Origin of the sequence: Pantoea sp. Fr+CA_20, from assembly GCF_024520835.1 — a bacterium.
GTDB lineage: Bacteria > Pseudomonadota > Gammaproteobacteria > Enterobacterales > Enterobacteriaceae > Pantoea > Pantoea allii.
Genome location: NZ_JALNPN010000012.1, coordinates 110,272 through 128,250, shown reverse-complemented (window position 1 = coordinate 128,250; position 17,979 = coordinate 110,272). Strand labels below are relative to the sequence as shown.

The following is a 17,979-nucleotide window of genomic DNA, read 5'->3' as shown; positions in this document are numbered from 1 at the left end:
CTTATTGAAGGTAAAAAATGGAAAAACCATTTTTTAAGAAGCAGATAGTTGACTCTTCCAGCACTGAGTACGGTGAAACGCTGTCCCCTTGGGTACTTTTACTCCGGCGGAACTGGGTGTCTTTTGTACTGGGAAGTATGACCGTGATCTGCTTCGTGCAAAGCCACCCGCTGCACGCGCGGCTGGCGGCGGCAACGCATGCGCTGCCAAGACCGCCTACTTCCAGCGCAGCGTCAGATGCCACGCTGAGCCAGCGCCAGGCTGCGCTCACCACAGCTTCACTTGAGCTTGCCTCTGCCCAGGCTAAACTGGCGGCGGAAAAGATTCGGCTCGTCAGTGCGCAGCTAAAGCTTGAACAGAGCAGCCTGCTTCAGGACATCGATCATACCCAACAACTCGCGTTTCAGCAGGTCAGCGACAGCCGTTTCCAGCAAGCCATGCTGAATGGTCAACTTGCGCAGCTGGCAGAGCAAATTAAAATTGAATCGGCGCAAATCGGTATGGCTCAAAAGCTGGTCAACACCTGGCGGCCGTTGTTAGCAAAGGGGTACATCTCCACGCTTCAGTTTGAGCAGGAGCAATCGACCGTATGGGGTTATGAGAGCCAGTACCGTGCGCTGCTACAGCAGCAGTATGGTGCCCGTCAGCAGTTAAGCGTATTGAACGATCAACAGCTTCAAATACCCCTGGCGACCGCCGTTAAGCTCAACGTTATGCGCCGCCAACTGGCGCAGGTGGATGAGAGCCTTTCACAAAATGAAAGCACCCTGCAGCAGGCGCTTTATACGCCTTCTGAGGATTCGGTAAAATCCATTCCCGCGAAAGCGGGCGCGGGTGAATCCGGCAATTCGCAAAACACTATCACTGGATTAACATCCGGTAAGCTCGTCGCTGTAACGCCCAGGGAGAATCATGCCGAACCGCATTTTCAAAGAGTAAATGCCCAGGCCGGTAATACCTTCAGCAGTGGGCATCATTCGGTCTCAGCGCATAATGTGTAATCCGGTTCAGGCTGGTGGCTGACGCACAGGGGAAGAATATGTATTTACACCATCAGCCCGGCAGGATAGCCTCATTTCTCACTTCCCTTTCAGGCGAATCGTAAAATGCCCGATTACTGTTTCTATCAAAAAGGTCAGCACACCGTTGTTCTGGAAAGAAATGATGCGGACGGCGCTTATCTGCTGGAAGAAAAGGGCTATGAAAAACAATTTGAAGAGGTGAGTGCGGTTAACAGTAATCAGGCGCTTAACCGCTTTGCTGATATTCGCCGGAGTAATCGCCATGACCATTACGACTTTCTCTCGGGCGCTATCGCTATGCCATTGATGGGCGTGCTAACCGCAATTGCTGTTTTACTGTTACGGAAAAAATAGTCAGGACGTCGATAGCGCTGGGCGGTGATGGCATGACATCCCGTTTTGTTTTTTTGCCTGCTCTGGGTTAACCCCCGCTCGCTGTCCTGACCCCGTGCGTTTAAAACCACGCCTTGCTTACCCGCTCCTGTTCCACCGGCACTGCTGTCTGATAACGGTCATGATCGCGCGGTATCCTGAAGATGGGGAGCCATAAAGAGCGTTGTGGCCTCACGTCATAACATCGCCTGTGGTCATCCAGTCCAGACATTAAAACGCCACAGATAAGCGTTCACGATCATGCGCGGGAGCCTAAATCATGTCAGAAGTGCTGGAGCAGGAAGGGTGGAAAGAGAATGCCATCGGTGAAAAGTTTAACGCTAAAGGTGAGGTACTGCCTTTCAGAGGAAACACGCTGATTTGTCATCTGGCCCAGGACAGTGAGATGGTCGGTGTAACTGGCGAAATGGTGGACGCGATGAAAGCCGCAGGATTGGGTCGCTGTTATGCGTTTCTGCCGCCGTCGAGCTATCACATGACGGTGTTTAATGGTACCAACGATCGGGCACGGTATCATCCGGCCTGGCCACAAGATCTGAATCTTGATGTTTCGATGGATGAGTGCGATCGGCTGTTTGCCGCAAAACTGGCGGATTTCAGGCTAACGCCTTCTTTACCTTTGCAGATGCGCATTGGCGGAATGGCGTTAAAGCAAGGTGTTTCCCTGTCGCTGGCACCCCTGGACTGGGCGGAAAATAGCAAAATACGTTCACTCCGCGACGCGCTCAGCAGCACACTACACTGCAGACGAAGCAATCACGATGTCTACGAGTTTCATATCAGCGTGTCCTACCTCATCAACAAACCGGTCGATGAGGAGCTCTGCCTGCTGCAGATGTTAAGAGCAATGTATCTGGAAAAACTGATGCGGGTTTCCCCGGTTATTAAGCTGGGCGCGCCTGAGTTTTGTACGTTCCGGGATATGTTGGGTTACAGGCCGTTGTTGAGGCTGGAATAATCAAAATTTCTTTTAGCTGCTAAGAGGCTAACATTGCGGCACAGCACTGATTAAATCGGCGTGAAAATTATATAAAATGATTTTTTTATAGATTATTTAAAAGGCTTAAGTTTAAAAAAATCCGCGAGTCGCCTCAATAAGACAGCTCGCGGAATATATTAATTTGAAACTTTATCTGCTTGTATTGTTGCACTACCTGTATTGTCAACGCAGTTATCGTCTGTCACAAACGCCATAAAGGTTGCGGTAGTAGGCACGTTGACGGTGATGGGCGCGCTACCAACGGTGGTGCCCCAGCGAGCATTACCTAAACCGCCTTGTAAATAGACGGAGCTTATTTGGCAGCCATCGCTTAATGAACCATTTGCACAACTCATGTTATTTGAGAGCAAGGACATAGTATAGGTACCCGGTTGCAACTGAAACTGTAATGCGGTACCTGATTGCACCCTGACGTTACTTAATGGCGGGTAGATACAGTGATCTTTTGCATTAATTGTAAATGAGGCAGCCTGGCTGCCAAAAGAAAATAGGGATAATAGTAATAAGGCATTAATTTTGGTTTTCATACAAAATATCCTTGTTTCAATGTCAGGTGAAGTTTTATGAAGCCAACACGGTTTTCAATTTTCTGATAATGATCTTCGTAAATAATGTGGATGATTTTTTCTGTTAAGCCTCTCTGGTTTAGTGAGGAGTAAGAGTGACTCTAACTGTTTCTGTTCGAGAGCGTGAATGAGCAATGCTTACGTACTTACCACCAGGCTTAACGGTCAATTGATCTGAGAGAATCGAGAGAAATGCGTGAGCATAAGGTAAAGAGAAGGGTAAAAGCTGAGGCTGCTAATAAGCCTTAAGCTCAACACAGGTAAGGTGGCCCGTCTCACTACATTTTATTCGCCATTAGGCGAATGCCGGGGCTGGCTATTCAGTATATAAGCTATGAATTCCGTCACGGTGATGACAGCCTCCAGGAGCATTGTTTTACTATTTGTTGTATCAGACCGATTCACACATCAGACCGGATAGCGTGCGGCTAAACATACGCGTTAAAGGGCAAGGCGCAGCTAAGTTGAATTCTCGTTAGCGGGCATATCTTTTCATAGCGATATGCCCGTATCCGAAAGCTTATGTAAAAGCAGTACAAGGCATGAAGCGGTCAACCAGAAATTGCACGGCAAAATGACTGTCTGTATCGCAAACACTGTGCTCAAAGTTCAACATACGCCAGCCGTTTCCGCGAGCGCGAGGGCGTTTCAACGATTGCACTGGCAATCGCAGCCCCGATATCGGCACAGACCGTCAGCCCCTGCACAAAGGGCTGGTCATGCATCAAATAGGGCAGTGCGGCAAAGGCGATACGTCCCCGGGCGGAAGCGGGAGACAGCAAGGTATAATCATCACCCACATCAGGAATCTCATCGCCGCAGCGCTGGATCTGCTGTTTCAGTGTGGCAAATGGCAGATCTTTAGTTTTGAGCGCCTTCTGTCCTCGCGCATCAATAAACACGTCAAACGTGAGCTGTTGCTCCCCGGTAACAATGCGCGTTTTCGTCTGCTGCCTTTGCAGTTCATACTCTTCGCCGAGTGCAAGGATGCTGATAATGCCGGCCTCGCGTAGTGCCAGCAACCGACGGATCGACTGTGAAGGAATCGCCGCGTAGTTATCGATAAACACTTTGGCGAGGCCGCCTGAAAAGCGTTTACTGTCGCTTTCGTTAAGAAAGGGAACGATTTCCTCAACCACTTCGTGCAACCGCAGAATGGTATAGCGCCACGGCACGGTTCGCCTGTCGCGTTTATTGCGTTCAACTTCATTCAGATTGGTGCTGGCCCAGTGGAAAGGGTCCTGCTTCTGTCGGTTGGCAAACCAGGCTTCCGGAAAACGGTCGACATCAAGCGTTTTCAACGCAATCGCTTCACTCCACGCAGGTGCCGCCTCTTCAAGCTCTTTCACCATCAGCGCAAACACCCGATCGAGCAATCCCTCTGCGCCCGCAGCAATCGCGTCGTCGATGGCGCTCTCTGTTACCACGTTCAGCGGCTCATAGGGAATCGGGCAATAGAAGTCGGCCTCCGGCAGAATGCCCGAGCGAGACATCAGGACGATCTTCAGCGCCTCATGGCCTTTATCCAGCGTAAAGGTGATCTCTTCATCATCGGCTTCCACAAACTCACCATGCTGGATCGCCACGGCCATGGCGGCATCAATGCCGCTCAGCGAGGTGCCCATAATGCCGACATCACAGGCCGGTATTCTGGCCTCCATCAGACCAGACCAGGGGCTGGGGAAATAGGTGCGGGTAGACGCACTGTCGTCCGGCCAGACGTGACCTGTTGCGATCACCACCTGATCAAAAGTTTCAGGTGAGTCTTCGCCCTGCGTCCAGAGTTTTACCCCTGCATCGGTCGCCTCAAGATCGGTGACCTGACAACGCTCATGGATTTTTACCTCAAAGCCTTGCTCTGTGGCGCGGGAAACCAGTGTCAGAAACTGGTCGCGGAAATACTCGCCAAGCAGGATACGCGGCAGAAACTGGCGAATATGCAGAGCGCCGGGATCGACATTATATCGCCTGAGATGGCTGTCACTCTGGGCGCGCAGCCAGTCGATGTAGGTCATAAACACCGGGGGGATTTCGATACTGGCGATGTTTGCCAGCATCATCCGGGAGTTCTCTTCATCGCTGTAAGGCATGCCGACGCCGGCCTCGTCGCCTTGTTCATAAACGGAAATGGCAAGCGGCACGTTATGGCCCAGAAGTGAATAAAACGTGTAAATGCCGGTTGGCCCGGCGCCGATTATCGCGATCTTTTTCATCGATGTTCGCACCTTGTTATTGTTATGGGGTTCGGTCACAGGCTGTGTTTTGCGCATGCTGCAGGAAAGGCGACGCATTCATGCACGTTTTTCTCCTCGCCGGTATCATCAAGTTTACTCGACTATTCCAGAACTGCGCGGGCTAAGGATAGGCGTGAAAACTAAGCGCAGCGGCTGTCAGGCTCCGAGCGTGGCAAGTTGGACGAAGAGAAAAGGTAAGCTGAAATTAAGGTGGGAAAGAAAAAACCGGCTCAGGGCCGGATTTTCTTAAGACTGCGGTTGGCCTACCGGCCCTTTGCCTAATGGCCCGCCGGGAACGGATTGTCCGCTTGGCGCGTGAGGACGACCATCATTACCTATGGCACCGCTTTCCTGCTGGCAACCTGACATGACGAGCAGGCTGGAGATGATGAATAAACCGGCGAATATGCTTTTCATGGCTTTCCTCTTGAGCATTAAAGGGACAATAAAATGACCTCTTAAGCCTGGTTTGTATTTCCGCGAAGTCAATGCGGCGATGGCTGTCTGTGTTGAAGACGGCAAACGCAGGCCGCATCGCGAATCCCGCATTACAGCGTTCGAGGATGTCGGCAGCAGAATCAGGGCTCAGGCAAAGGAAGGACGGGAAAATCAGCCTGATTTCGCGCGCCGCTTAGTTCAACCATTGAATCTGCTCAGCCTCACCCGAATAGCGGGTCAGATTGCCTTAGCACGACGATGATCCGGTATGAAAAATGGCACTGCGAGGAGGATACAGAAAATATGCGCCATGGCGTGCGGCAGAAGGGTTATGTAAGGATCAGTTAAGACGCGACCAGGCTGTCCGCCAGCGCGTTAAGGTTAACCAGACGGCACCGCGTTGTCCGTTTTAAGCCAGGAGAAAAAATGCCTGATGACTCATCGGCTATTTGATGTGGCTGAACTGACTATGTTCAGTTAATAGGGTTCAGACCATTATTTTCAAGCCATTCAGGGCGAAGAATACCCATCGCCACGCGATCGGAGCGCTTATTATCACGATAAACGGCCTGCCTGATCACGCCTTCTTTAACAAACCCATTCCTTTCATAAAGACTCAGCGCATGAGCATTACAGGAAATGACTTCCAGACTCAGACGATGCAAATTGAGTTCCATAAAGGCATAGCGCATGATTAATTTCAGGCCTTCATCACCAAAACCCTGTCCGCGATCTTTTGCCTGTCCAATACCCATTGCCAGGCTTGCCTGCTGATTATTCCATTCAATACTGTGCAATGTGACAAATCCAATCAGGCGGTCATCGGCCTTTGTTCTGATATGAAAATAAAAATCGTTGTCAGCGGGAATCATGATTTTGGCCAGTTTCTCTGCAGAAAGCGGAAAAGCAGGCTCTGTGTCTACGCAACGAAGATAGACATCGTCCTAATACCACAATGCCATGGTGTCGATATCTTCCGCTCTGGGTGCGCAAATTCGAATACGCGCTGCCGAAAAAAGCCTGTTTTCCATCGGGTAGTCGCCGCTTATTTCAGGATGTCAGCACTATATCATTGGGCGATCGTTTAAAAATAAACGTTTCGGCTTCAAGAAGGACATCAATCCTGCCTGTCGAAAGCCGGTAAATGCCGGGTATTACATAACCCCGAGGAGCCATAATGTCATGGACTAAGCAAACGCACGTTATTGCAAAAAGCGTGTAAAATTCAGCGGGAGTATTAAGGCTGTCATCAATGAGGGGATAACATGATGCCGCCTCACTTCACGCTTATCAGGAGAATGTATTGGAACTGCGTCATCATCTTGAAAGCATTTACGCGGCACGATCCCGCCAAACGCTGACCCAATGGCAGGGCGCGAATGCGTCTTCGGCGTGTACGGCAACGAAATCTTTTTACCCGGAACATTTATACGCACTGACCAGCGGCATCCGGCCTGCACTGAATCCGGCAATAATCGCATTACTCCACGAGCTGGGCGCATTGACTGCAGGAGATTCCAGGGCGGATATCATGCATCCAGATAATTTCCATGTGACCTTTCTTCCCGTCACGCCTGCACAGTATCAGCGCCGTGAAACGATGCCTTCTACGCTAAGCCTGGAAAAAGCCTTCAATCAAAGCGTTAAGCATCGCCACCTGCAGGTCGATATGCTGCGGCTGGTGGCGCTTCCTGACCAGTTATTGCTGGCGGGCGTACCCGATGAGCTCGCCGTGACAGAAAGGGCGCTGTTTTGGGAGACATTGATGTCGGGAGAATGGCGTGAACCGCTACAAGAAAGGCATGCGGGAAAAACCAGCCCGCCGGCGTTCTGGCACACCACCTTGCTGCGTTATCAGGCCGCGACCTTACCAGCCAGCCTGCGCGCGTTTTTTATTGCCAACCAGCATCAGTGTTACGGTTCGGTGCAGGGCACAATCAGACTGGCCGCAACGACCTATAACTGGTCAGATGTAAATTTTTTAACTGATTGAAATAAAGTGCAAAAAACACAGGCCGCGTCTTAGCGCGATCTCCGTCACACTTATATTCGCCTCAGTAGGATAGTCCATATCCTGGACGAATTTCCCCTCATCCTTCTTTGCCACCGCTTTATATCCTGTATGGACATTGCATGCTGTATAAGCGGAGCTTAATGATGTCTCATGTAAATACTTTGAATATTAATAGCCAACACCAGCAAAAAGTTCGGCGTATGAACCTGTTTATCTCCATATCGGCGGCGCTGGCCGGATTACTTTTTGGCCTGGATATCGGCGTTATCTCGGGCGCACTGCCCTTTATCACTCAGCACTTCCGTTTAAGCAGTCATGAGCAGGAATGGGTGGTGAGCAGCATGATGCTGGGGGCGGCTATTGGTGCCATCTGCAACGGTTGGGTGTCACACAGCCTGGGCAGAAAATACAGTCTGATGGCCGGGGCCGTGCTGTTTATTCTGGGATCGCTGGGCTCTGCCTTTGCCACCAGTGTGGAAGCGCTGCTGGGCTTTCGGGTATTACTGGGGGTTGCGGTGGGCGTGGCGTCTTATACCGCACCGTTATATCTGTCCGAGATGGCCACGGAGAACGTGCGGGGAAAAATGATCAGCCTTTATCAGCTGATGATTACCTTTGGCATTGTGCTGGCTTTCCTGTCCGATACCGCGTTCAGCTACAGTGGCAACTGGCGCGCCATGCTGGGCGTGCTGGCCTTACCGGCGGTTATCCTGTTCATTATGGTTATCTTCCTGCCTAACAGTCCGCGCTGGCTGGCGGCAAAAGGCCTGCATGTGGAGGCAGAGGAAGTGCTACGGATGCTGCGGGATACCTCAGAAAAGGCCCGCCAGGAGCTGAATGACATACGTGAAAGCCTGCGCATGAAGCAGGGCGGCTTTGCATTATTCAAACGTAATCCCAACGTCAGACGGGCGGTATTCCTGGGGATGTTGTTACAGGGCATGCAGCAGTTTACCGGCATGAACATCATCATGTATTACGCGCCGCAGATTTTTAAAATGGCGGGCTTTAAAAGTACCCAGGAGCAAATGATTGCCACGGTCGTGGTCGGCCTGACGTTTATGTTTGCCACTTTTATTGCCGTGTTTACGGTGGACAGAGCAGGCAGAAAACCCGTCCTGAAAATCGGCTTTTCTGTCATGGCGTTTGCCACCCTGGTACTGGGTTATTGCCTGATGAAAGCGGGGCAGGGTGAGATCAGCAGCGGGTTATCCTGGGTTTCCGTTGGTATGACCATGCTATGTATTGGCGGATATGCCATGAGCGCAGCGCCTGTCGTCTGGATTCTGTGTTCTGAAATTCAGCCGCTCAAATGCCGTGACTTTGGTATCACCTGCTCGACCACCACGAACTGGGTAGCGAATATGATTATCGGCGCGACCTTTCTGTCGCTGTTGGGCAGTATCGGCGCGGCGGGCACCTTCTGGCTGTATACCGGGTTTAACCTGCTGTTTATTGTTATCACGGTTTACCTGGTGCCGGAAACCAAGAATGTGACCCTGGAGCGGATTGAGAAGAATTTGATGGCGGGTGAGAAGCTGCGGGATTTGGGAAAATAACGTAACAGTCCAGAAATGGCATCGTGTTTATACGATGCCATTTTTAGCAGTAATATAAAATATTATGCCTTCTGATACGTAATGCTGTTAAGGACTGAAACTTCATAATACTTAGCTGACTTACCTACAGTTTTTCAGAAGCAATAATATCTATCAATGCTTTATGAAACCCGGATAACTAATAAACCAGCATAGCAGTTATAAAACTTCTCGCGCATCACTGAAAATGTATTTGATGTCATCATCGTCCGGCGTGTATTCGAATTGTTAATTATATGTGTGCGATATGCTACAAGTACGGCTGCTAAAGCAGTGTGTCGTTTTATTCTATTTGACGATGCATCATTCCTCATTATGTTGTTTGCTCACTCTTCCTTTGGATTTTTATTCTTTTTTTATGCTGATTTTTGGCTTGAGGATGTCGTTTTTGCCATTATTTATGCTTTATCTTCTAAGTTTTTATTTTTTTGCAGATAATTCTTCTCGCCAATTATGGGGTTGGGCTGAATCGAACCTTACAAACCAGTAAGCACTTTTCGCCTCCGGGATGAATTTCTTTAAGAAAACTCCACCGTTTTTGGCTTTGAATTTTGGCAAATTGTTAAATACATGGGATTGAATGTAATGAAAATGAATAAGCTCGCGTCTGTTCTGGCTCTGACTTTAAGCATGGTTGCTGTTTCAAATGTTTATGCAGCAGATGACGTCGCTAACCAGGGCCAGGGCCGTATTACCTTTACCGGTTCAATCATTGACGCAGCGTGCTCTATCAGCCCTGAAACCTCCGATCAGGAAGTCTCTCTGGGCCAGATTGCCGCTTCTCAGCTTGCTGACAGTGGCGTTTCAAAACCTGTCAATTTCCAGATTGACCTGCAGCACTGCACCACGAACAGCACCACGTCAGAAGGTACAGATGGCAAAGATGTCGTTACTACCACTGCGCCAGCAGTAACAGTAACTTTCGGTGGTTCACCTGCCGTTGAAGGTGACAACACCTGGTTTGGTATTACTGGTACCGCTTCAGGTGCTGGCGTGGTGATTACCGATGCATCAAGCAACAAAATCCCAGTGGGTGGTACCACCACAGCACGTGAGTTAATTGAAGGCGACAACACCATGGGCTTCTCTGCATACCTGCAGGGTCTGGGTGACAAAGTGACTACAGGTGAATTCACCTCTATCGCAGACTTCACGCTGGCTTACGAATAAGTTAACGCCAGAGCTGATAAAACATCCCTGGGCATTGGCCAGGGATGTTCCGATGGAGACTGGCATGTATCTGCGCATATTGTTTTTAATGACGTTTTCAATGATGTGGACTTCCGCTCAGGCTGCAAAATGGATCGATCATGGCCATGGTCATGTACATGTAAACGGCCAAATTCAGGAGTCAGCATGCAGTATCCATACGGATGATGTCTGGCAGGAGGTCACTTTTCCACCATTCTCTTCAGCTGCCCTGATAAACAATGGGCTGGCGTCGGAATTACCGTTTTCGTTAAGGCTGGTTAACTGCGATTTAAAACGAGACAGCGGCGGTGAATGGAAAAGCGTCTCGGTTACTTTTGATGGTGATAAGGTCGAGCATCATCCTGAATTATTTGCGATTTCAGGCGAAGCACAAGGATTCGCCCTCACGGTATCTGACAGTGCTGGCCATATTGCCTATCCTGGCGAAATGATGGATGAAGTACCCCTAAATAAAGACGGCACGGAATTGCGTTATCGTTTGGCCGTGGTTCCAACAGGCGATGATTTTGAGGAGGGGAAATGGTCGGGAACCGTACGCTTTATGGTTACCTACCAGTAAAAGTTTATTTGTAATTCCATTTCAGGCTTTGACCAACCTCTGTAAGTTAAGAAGATTATATAAATGGGTAAATCACTGTTATTACCGCGTAATAAGCTGGGTGCGTGTGTTCTTCTGGCTTTATCTGGTTACATTTTTCCGGCTTATTCCGTTGAGTTTAATATGGATATTCTGGATGCTGAAGATCGTAATAATATTGACTTATCTCATTTTTCCGAAGCCGGTTATATTATGCCGGGTAAATATTTGCTCACACTGAAAATAAATGGCAGCACTATTGGCGATCAGGACATCATCTTTAAAGAGGCCGCTTTTCATGGGGATGAAAAAACACGTATCAGAGCCTGTCTGAATCGTGAACAGGTCGCGATGCTGGGGTTACGTCCCGATGCGCTAGCCAAAATCATTTTTAATGACGAAGGAACCTGCGCAAATTTTGATGGCCTTGACGGGGTGGTATTAAAAGGCGACCTGTCGCAATCGACGCTGGACGTTTCGGTTCCCCAGGCATGGCTGGAATACCAGGATGCGACCTGGCTCCCGCCTTCGCGCTGGGAGAATGGTATCCCGGGCGTGATGCTGGATTACAGCCTGAACGGTTCGGTCACAAAAACAGCGCAAGGGGCACGCTCGCAGACTGCCAGCGGCAGCGGTACGGCGGGTCTGAACCTGGGGGCATGGCGTTTACGTGGTGACTGGCAGGGTAACTACAGTGAAAGTGGTGCGCGCAGTGGCGCAGCAACTAAAAGTTTCAGTTGGGGGCGGTTTTACGCTTACCGGGCACTGACTTCAATCATGGCAAAACTGACGCTGGGTGAAGATTACTTATCCTCCGACCTGTTCGATTCCTGGCGCTATACCGGAGCTTCACTGGTCAGCGATGAAAGCCAGCTTCCACCTAAGCTGCGCGGCTATGCACCGGAAGTCAGTGGTATTGCGCGTACCAATGCCAAAGTCACCATTAGCCAACAAGGGCGAGTCATTTATGAGACGACTGTGGCAGCGGGACCGTTCCGCATCCAGGAGTTAAACAGTGCGGTGAGTGGCGATCTGGATGTCACCGTTACCGAGCAGGATGGTAGCGTTCAACATTTTCAGGTGACCACAGCAACCATTCCTTATCTGACCCGGCCTGGACAGATTCGGTATAAGTTTACTACTGGCCGATCTTCAAATTACAGCCACAATGTGGAAGGGCCGCTGTTCGGTACGGCAGAGGCATCATGGGGTATTAGTAACAGCTGGTCTTTATATGGTGGTGGCATATTCTCACCAGATTATAAAAGTGTGGCAGTGGGTCTGGGCCGTGATTTATTTCAGTTCGGTGCGCTCTCGGCAGATATTACCCAGTCTATGGCAAATTTACCGAATGAAGGGGAATTGCAGGGGCGTTCGTACCGGATCAGTTATTCTAAAAGGTTCGATTCGATTAACAGTGATATTACGTTCGCGGGTTATCGTTTCGCCGAACGTAATTATATGACCATGCCGGAATATCTCGATAGTCGTTATCACGGCAGCACCCGAGGTAACAGTAAAGAGCTCTATACCGTTACCGCCAGTAAAAGTTTTACCGATCTTCGTTTATCGGCTTATTTAAGCTGGTCGCATCAGACTTACTGGAATAAACCTGAAACGGATCGCTACAGCCTGTCATTAAGTCGTTATTTTGATGTAAGTGACTGGCACAATATTTCTGCATCACTCTCTGCGTCGCGCAGCGATTACAACGGTAAAAAGGATGATGCGCTGTGGCTTAGTCTGGGCATGCCTTTAGGCTCAGGAACAGCAAGCTATAACGGTAACTATGGTGGTAAAGCATTTAGCCAGACTGCGGGCTGGTATCAGTCGCTGGAAAACGGTGACAGCTACCGTATGACGGCAGGCACGCGTAGCAACAAAGACGGCAGCAACACCACCACTCAGGCCAGCGGCATGTATAACCACAATGGCGATCATGCTGATGTGACGGCGAATGTGAGCTGGCAGGAAAAAAGCTATACCTCCGCCAGCCTTTCAATCAGTGGGGGCATGACGGCAACGCTCGAAGGCGCGGCGCTTCATGGCGCCAGCAGCCGTGGCGGTACGCGTATGTTGATCAGCACGGATGGCGTAGCGAATGTACCAATAGGGCACGATGGCAATACCAATATGTTTGGTATTGCGGTGATGCCTTCCGTGCCGAGCTATTATCGCTCTTCAGTCAGTGTTGATGTGAATCGTCTGCCGGACGACGTTGAAATGGGGGATTCACCAGTTGTAGAAGCTGCACTGACCGAGGGCGCAATTGGCTTCCGTCACATTGACGTGCTCAAAGGCGCCAAAGTGGTGGCCATTCTGCGCATGGCGAACGGCGATCACCCGCCCTTCGGCGTCTCAATATTAAATGCGAAAAAACGTGAAGTAGGCATGGTGAGCGATGGTGGACTAGCCTGGATTACGGGTGTTAATCCGGACGAAAAACTCACTCTGCAATGGAGCGGGAGTATGCAGTGTACAACGACATTACCGCATGTGATTCCCACCAGTCAGTTATTACTGCCGTGTGAGTGATTTATATTTTCGACAATGAACTTTGCTAACGAGTATTATTTGGATAAGAAATTCATGAACATTAATAAGCGATTTATATCAACGCTGCTGGTAACAGGGGCGATATGTTTTAGTTTTTGTCATCAGGCTATTTCTGCCGTTTCACTGGACCGGACACGGGCGGTATTCAACGGTACTGAAAAAAATCTGATAGTCAATATTACTAATGACAGTACGAAGAAACCTTATCTCGCGCAGGCATGGCTTGAAGATGCGCAGGGAAAAAAACTCACAGATTATTTGATGGTTACGCCGCCGATGCAAAGGCTGGAGCCTTCACAAAAAAGTGTTATTCGTATCACGTCGTTGCCTACGGTAAACAATCTGCCAAAAGACCGTGAAAGCTTATTTTATTTTAGCGTAAGAGAAGTGCCGCCAAAAAGCGACCATCCGAATGTGTTACAGCTGGCGCTGCAAACTAAAATTAAACTTTTTTACCGCCCGGCAGCCATCGTGGCTGAACGTTTTAGTCAGCACGATGACCAGCTTGTACTGCACAAAATGAGCGGCGGATATAAAATCGTTAATCCATCACCTTATTACATGACGGTGCTTGGTATTACCGGTAAACCGGGTCAGGCGGTGGCAAAAGATTTTAAACCCGTCATGATTGCTCCCAAATCCAGTGAAATGGTGCGCTCGGCCATTTTCTCTGAGCCGCATGTGATTACGATTAATGATTTTGGCGGCAAGCCTGTGGTGCCTTATAGCTGTCACGGGGATATCTGTCAGGCCAAAGCAAAACAGGCTTAAACTCAGGATGGATGTATGAACGTCTTTAGTCATATCGTGCTGTTATTTGCCACGATTATGTCTGTCAACGCCATTGCTTCAGGTACTACCGGTAAAGAGAGCGATAACTGGGATGTAGATGGTTTAAATGGCGCTATCGTGGCAAATGGCATGCTGGTAAGTTCACCGTGCGTTTTGTCTGATGACTCACTTGAGCAGGAGCTGGATTTAGGCGCGATATCGCAAAAAGAATTAGAAAAAACGGATGATGTTACCGTTCCGGTAGCGATACATATCGTCATGGATGACTGCCCGGGAGGTGTACATCAGTTGAATGATAAACAGGATATGCGCCGTAATCTATGGCTCGCGGATCAAAGCGTCGCCAGTATGACAATCATGGGGGACGAAGAACCCTCTGATCCACGCTTTTTTCGTCTCAAAGGCACCACATCAGGTTATTCGTTGCGCATTGAAGACGCCAATGGTGAACAACTTATGCCCTCGGTATCGGAGCATCCGATTGCTTTGGGGCAGGGACGTAACGATTTGATCTTCAAGGCACAACTGCGTCGCAATGACCAACCCGTTTCAGCCGGTGAATGGACTGCTGTTATCCGGGTTGGTATGGAGTATGACTGATGAAACATGCAATTCCATATTCAACGCGCGCGCAGGTAATCATTTCAGTTGTAATAGGCTTATTAATGTTGCCTTTTTTGTGCTTATCCGTGAGAGCCGATACCGATGTTGAATTCAGCGGTACATTAATTGCTGAACCTTGTCAGATCGACTCAGATTCAGAAGATATGACGATAGAGTTTGGTGCGATCGCGGCAAAAACCTTTATTGACCATGCGGAATCAGCACCAAAGCGATTTTCTGTTTGGCTTCGCGAATGCGATCTGGAGTTAGGTTCGCAGGTTATGGTGACGTTCAACGGCAATAAAAATAGTGAAAATGCTGATTATTTCGCCGTTAATGGTCTGTCTAAAGACATTGCCCTTAAAATTGTGGATGGTGAAGGGGACATTGTTAAACCGGGCAAGCAGCAAGAAAAACAAGAATTGAATAAGGGTGATACAGAGCTTCAGTGGCAGGCCAGTATTATACACACATCAGATGATGACGTTATCCCTGGTGATTTTTATTCAACGGTTAATTTTTTACTTGAATATCCCTAGCATTCACTAAACTTAAAGTATGCTCTAATGTTAAGAAAGATAAACGGCATTCGATTGCAACCTATCGTACGGCTGAAAGATAATACGGTGACAGGGTACGAGGTGCTGTCAAAAATAACATCCGATGACAATGTTGAACGTTTTTTTAACGCGTTGCCAGAGAAGGACTATGTCACTTTGTTAATGAGGCAGCTGGAAATTATTCATGGAGTCGGGATAAATGAAACGCTCTTTGTTAATTTGCCATTAAGGATTTTCTTAAACAAGTGTGAGTTGGATTTTTTCGTGCAGAGAGAGGCAACGGGCGAGAAAAATATAAATATTGAAGTTCAGGATGCCTTTTTACTGGAAAAAGTGGATTTCCTTCAAAAGCGTAGTGTCATAAAAGCCATGAACAGGTGTAAAAGCCACGGCTATGACATCTGGTTGGATGATTACACAGCCGGAATGGGCAGGTGGCTCAATAACCCAGTAATAACGTTCGACGGTATTAAAACAGACTACCGGGAAATACGCAGGTTGAAAAAAAAGGCTTTATCAATGAAGCCATTGGTTGATGAAGCGAAACAGTTTACGAAGCGCATCCTGGTCGAGGGAATTGAGACAGAGAGCGATTTTCGCTATGCACGTGCCAGTGGCGCGACCCTGGGGCAGGGATATCTGTGGCCCGAGCGGGTAATTCTGACGACAGTTGTTTAGCTAATGGCTCAGCACGCCTAAAAAATCAGGTGTTCCATGATGCCATAACATAAAAACATTGATAATCAGGTGGTTAACATCTTTTTTTCGACAAGATATTTTTGTGCGGAAGCCACCGAAACGACATGATCATCTGATAACGCTTTTTCATCTGTTTTAAATGAGCGGATTTCACTACGCAGATGCTAATTAAAAGATTTGTTGTCGTAGAGTTTCTCTTTAGCCTGGGTATAAAAATATTGCCTGCTTTGTCGGTAAAATAACGCCTGTCTTAACTTTATGACAAATTCTCTAAATTGACTGGGGAAGCTTCAGACGCAGCAGCGGATACATTTTAGCAGGGAGTTTAAAGTTAAAAATCTGGATTATCAGTTAGGGGCAAGTATGAAAAATGCATTGTTAATTACTATAGTTCTCTCTGCTATGTCAGGCTGTTTACATACTGCTCAGGCAGCCTTGACGGTAGATCGTTCACGTTTGATTTTTAATGAAGATGAAAAATCAATCAGCGTCAACGTGACCAACAGAAATACAAAAGATCCCTACCTGGCGCAGGGATGGATTGAAGACAGTAATGAGAAGAAAATTACTGGTTTGATGATGGTGCTTCCGCCGGTTCAGAGGGTCGAAGCCGGCGCGAAAACGCTGGTCAGAATTCAGGGTTTACCGGATATCAAGACGCTGCCAAAAGATCGGGAAAGCGTATTCTATTTTAATTTGCGTGAAATTCCGCCAAAGTCAGATAAGGCGAATACGTTAATACTTGCTATGCAAACCAGAATGAAAGTGTTTTATCGGCCAAAAGCCATTAAGGTTGATCGTATGGCGGATGTGGTTAAAGGAACAGAAACGCTGACGCTCAACAGACAGGGGGATAGCTATATCCTGACTAATCCAACGCCCTATCACTTTACCTTTGTCGAGGGACGAACATCACCAGATGCAAAAGGTATTGCGGGGTTTGAGCCTGTTATGGTTTCGCCGAAGGAAAACATTAAGCTACCCGTTTCGGCGGCTAAACTGGGTTCGGCGCCTGTACTGATGTTTGTGAATGACTATGGTAGTCAACGTGTGTTGTCGTTTACCTGCAGCGGCTCTGCTTGTAAAGTGTGTAAGGTATCCGTTCCTGATGATAAAGCCACCTCACAAAGTGCTGAACCGAAAAAAAAATCTTTTGAGTGAGGTGTTATATGAAGAAATTGTTGACTCATTTTTTATTTTTGTTTTTTATAACCAGCAGTTTGCCGGTTAGTGCCGTGAATGAAGGAGATACGACGACCTTAAACATTTCAGGGACGATCGTTGAAGGAAATTTGTGCACTATTAATCATGGAAATACAATACAGGTTAATTTTGGTGATGACGTCTTTATTGATCAGATTGACGGAAGTATTTATAAAAAAACAGTTATTCCCATTAACCTGGATTGTTCAGAAGCAACACCAGGAACGATTCAGTCCTTAACATTTAAAGCAAATGGTGTAGGTACAGGTTGCGATAAATATCTCTGCACGGATCATGATGGTTTAATGTTAAAACTCTATCGTGATACGAAAGAATTAAGCTTTGGAGAGGAAGTTAACTATGTGACCCTGTCTGATGGTACAGCCATGGGGATGGGGGGAGGTCTTGATTTTTATGCAGTCCCTATAAAAAAAGAGGGCGTAAAAATTAAATCAGGTCTTTTTTTAAGTGCAGCAACTATTGTTGTCGATATGAAATAGAATCAGAGACTT

Annotated in this window: 18 protein-coding genes; 14 read left to right on the top strand and 4 right to left on the bottom strand. The window is 48.2% G+C overall.

All coding sequences use genetic code 11. The annotated features are described in order from the left end of the window. Positions 1-17: 17 nt before the first annotated feature. From NR177_RS15295 to NR177_RS15285, 3 genes are all read left to right on the top strand, one after another. Complete coding sequence (locus NR177_RS15295) at positions 18-1,001, top strand: HlyD family secretion protein (RefSeq protein ID WP_256853179.1); 984 nt, start codon at positions 18-20, stop codon at positions 999-1,001. A 105-nt stretch (positions 1,002-1,106) separates the two neighbouring features. Beyond that, the gene (locus tag NR177_RS15290; protein ID WP_145393771.1) at positions 1,107-1,376 is read left to right on the top strand and encodes a hypothetical protein; all 270 of its coding nucleotides are present in this window, start codon (positions 1,107-1,109) and stop codon (positions 1,374-1,376) included. A gap of 298 nt (positions 1,377-1,674) precedes the next feature. Continuing rightward, positions 1,675-2,373 carry a DUF1868 domain-containing protein gene (locus NR177_RS15285; RefSeq protein WP_256853178.1) on the top strand — a complete coding sequence of 233 codons (699 nt, stop codon included), beginning with the start codon at positions 1,675-1,677 and terminating at the stop codon, positions 2,371-2,373. 158 nt (positions 2,374-2,531) lie between these two features. On the opposite strand, the gene NR177_RS15280 is transcribed toward NR177_RS15285, so the two are convergent. The 4 genes from NR177_RS15280 to NR177_RS15265 form a co-directional block, all read right to left on the bottom strand. Then, the gene (locus tag NR177_RS15280) at positions 2,532-2,942 is read right to left on the bottom strand and encodes a hypothetical protein (protein WP_063878714.1); all 411 of its coding nucleotides are present in this window, start codon (positions 2,940-2,942) and stop codon (positions 2,532-2,534) included. Between the two features lie 641 nt (positions 2,943-3,583). Next, on the bottom strand, positions 3,584-5,194 hold the full coding sequence (locus NR177_RS15275; RefSeq protein WP_063881122.1) for an FAD-NAD(P)-binding protein: 1,611 nt from the start codon (positions 5,192-5,194) through the stop codon (positions 3,584-3,586). 267 nt (positions 5,195-5,461) lie between these two features. Beyond that, positions 5,462-5,632, bottom strand: coding sequence for a hypothetical protein (locus tag NR177_RS15270; protein WP_256853177.1), 171 nt, complete (start codon positions 5,630-5,632; stop codon positions 5,462-5,464). A 494-nt stretch (positions 5,633-6,126) separates the two neighbouring features. After that, the gene (locus NR177_RS15265; RefSeq protein WP_256853187.1) at positions 6,127-6,537 is read right to left on the bottom strand and encodes a GNAT family N-acetyltransferase; all 411 of its coding nucleotides are present in this window, start codon (positions 6,535-6,537) and stop codon (positions 6,127-6,129) included. A gap of 419 nt (positions 6,538-6,956) precedes the next feature. On the opposite strand from NR177_RS15265, the gene NR177_RS15260 reads away from it, so the two are divergent. The 11 genes from NR177_RS15260 (at position 6,957) to NR177_RS15210 (ending at position 17,967) form a co-directional block, all read left to right on the top strand. Continuing rightward, complete coding sequence (locus NR177_RS15260; RefSeq protein ID WP_256853176.1) at positions 6,957-7,646, top strand: hypothetical protein; 690 nt, start codon at positions 6,957-6,959, stop codon at positions 7,644-7,646. Positions 7,647-7,807: 161 nt separating this feature from the next. Beyond that, positions 7,808-9,226 (top strand): sugar porter family MFS transporter, encoded by a 1,419-nt coding sequence (locus NR177_RS15255; protein ID WP_256853175.1) that lies wholly within the window; start codon positions 7,808-7,810, stop codon positions 9,224-9,226. Between the two features lie 624 nt (positions 9,227-9,850). Next, on the top strand, positions 9,851-10,435 hold the full coding sequence (locus NR177_RS15250; RefSeq protein ID WP_145393776.1) for a fimbrial protein: 585 nt from the start codon (positions 9,851-9,853) through the stop codon (positions 10,433-10,435). Between the two features lie 64 nt (positions 10,436-10,499). Next, positions 10,500-11,036 (top strand): fimbrial protein, encoded by a 537-nt coding sequence (locus NR177_RS15245; RefSeq protein WP_186440794.1) that lies wholly within the window; start codon positions 10,500-10,502, stop codon positions 11,034-11,036. 63 nt (positions 11,037-11,099) lie between these two features. Then, complete coding sequence (locus tag NR177_RS15240; protein ID WP_256853174.1) at positions 11,100-13,589, top strand: fimbria/pilus outer membrane usher protein; 2,490 nt, start codon at positions 11,100-11,102, stop codon at positions 13,587-13,589. Between the two features lie 54 nt (positions 13,590-13,643). Continuing rightward, on the top strand, positions 13,644-14,381 hold the full coding sequence (locus tag NR177_RS15235; protein WP_241567319.1) for a molecular chaperone: 738 nt from the start codon (positions 13,644-13,646) through the stop codon (positions 14,379-14,381). A 15-nt stretch (positions 14,382-14,396) separates the two neighbouring features. Next, the gene (locus tag NR177_RS15230; protein WP_241567204.1) at positions 14,397-15,002 is read left to right on the top strand and encodes a fimbrial protein; all 606 of its coding nucleotides are present in this window, start codon (positions 14,397-14,399) and stop codon (positions 15,000-15,002) included. Continuing rightward, positions 15,002-15,544, top strand: coding sequence for a fimbrial protein (locus NR177_RS15225; protein ID WP_145393780.1), 543 nt, complete (start codon positions 15,002-15,004; stop codon positions 15,542-15,544). The genes NR177_RS15230 and NR177_RS15225 overlap by 1 nt, the downstream gene beginning before the upstream one ends. A gap of 27 nt (positions 15,545-15,571) precedes the next feature. Then, complete coding sequence (locus NR177_RS15220) at positions 15,572-16,243, top strand: EAL domain-containing protein (protein ID WP_256853173.1); 672 nt, start codon at positions 15,572-15,574, stop codon at positions 16,241-16,243. Between the two features lie 384 nt (positions 16,244-16,627). Further along, positions 16,628-17,425 (top strand): fimbria/pilus periplasmic chaperone, encoded by a 798-nt coding sequence (locus NR177_RS15215; RefSeq protein ID WP_145393782.1) that lies wholly within the window; start codon positions 16,628-16,630, stop codon positions 17,423-17,425. Positions 17,426-17,433: 8 nt separating this feature from the next. Further along, the gene (locus tag NR177_RS15210; RefSeq protein WP_256853172.1) at positions 17,434-17,967 is read left to right on the top strand and encodes a fimbrial protein; all 534 of its coding nucleotides are present in this window, start codon (positions 17,434-17,436) and stop codon (positions 17,965-17,967) included. The last annotated feature ends 12 nt before the right edge of the window (positions 17,968-17,979 follow it).

Coding starts and splice junctions, on each gene's coding strand:
- NR177_RS15230 (WP_241567204.1), top strand. CDS start 14,397: ATGAACGTCTTTAGTCATATCGTGCTGTTATTTGCCACGATTATGTCT.
- NR177_RS15290 (WP_145393771.1), top strand. CDS start 1,107: ATGCCCGATTACTGTTTCTATCAAAAAGGTCAGCACACCGTTGTTCTG.
- NR177_RS15225 (WP_145393780.1), top strand. CDS start 15,002: ATGAAACATGCAATTCCATATTCAACGCGCGCGCAGGTAATCATTTCA.
- NR177_RS15255 (WP_256853175.1), top strand. CDS start 7,808: ATGATGTCTCATGTAAATACTTTGAATATTAATAGCCAACACCAGCAA.
- NR177_RS15250 (WP_145393776.1), top strand. CDS start 9,851: ATGAAAATGAATAAGCTCGCGTCTGTTCTGGCTCTGACTTTAAGCATG.
- NR177_RS15295 (WP_256853179.1), top strand. CDS start 18: ATGGAAAAACCATTTTTTAAGAAGCAGATAGTTGACTCTTCCAGCACT.
- NR177_RS15275 (WP_063881122.1), bottom strand. CDS start 5,194: ATGAAAAAGATCGCGATAATCGGCGCCGGGCCAACCGGCATTTACACG.
- NR177_RS15235 (WP_241567319.1), top strand. CDS start 13,644: ATGAACATTAATAAGCGATTTATATCAACGCTGCTGGTAACAGGGGCG.
- NR177_RS15245 (WP_186440794.1), top strand. CDS start 10,500: ATGTATCTGCGCATATTGTTTTTAATGACGTTTTCAATGATGTGGACT.
- NR177_RS15215 (WP_145393782.1), top strand. CDS start 16,628: ATGAAAAATGCATTGTTAATTACTATAGTTCTCTCTGCTATGTCAGGC.
- NR177_RS15240 (WP_256853174.1), top strand. CDS start 11,100: ATGGGTAAATCACTGTTATTACCGCGTAATAAGCTGGGTGCGTGTGTT.
- NR177_RS15285 (WP_256853178.1), top strand. CDS start 1,675: ATGTCAGAAGTGCTGGAGCAGGAAGGGTGGAAAGAGAATGCCATCGGT.
- NR177_RS15220 (WP_256853173.1), top strand. CDS start 15,572: ATGTTAAGAAAGATAAACGGCATTCGATTGCAACCTATCGTACGGCTG.
- NR177_RS15270 (WP_256853177.1), bottom strand. CDS start 5,632: ATGAAAAGCATATTCGCCGGTTTATTCATCATCTCCAGCCTGCTCGTC.
- NR177_RS15280 (WP_063878714.1), bottom strand. CDS start 2,942: ATGAAAACCAAAATTAATGCCTTATTACTATTATCCCTATTTTCTTTT.
- NR177_RS15210 (WP_256853172.1), top strand. CDS start 17,434: ATGAAGAAATTGTTGACTCATTTTTTATTTTTGTTTTTTATAACCAGC.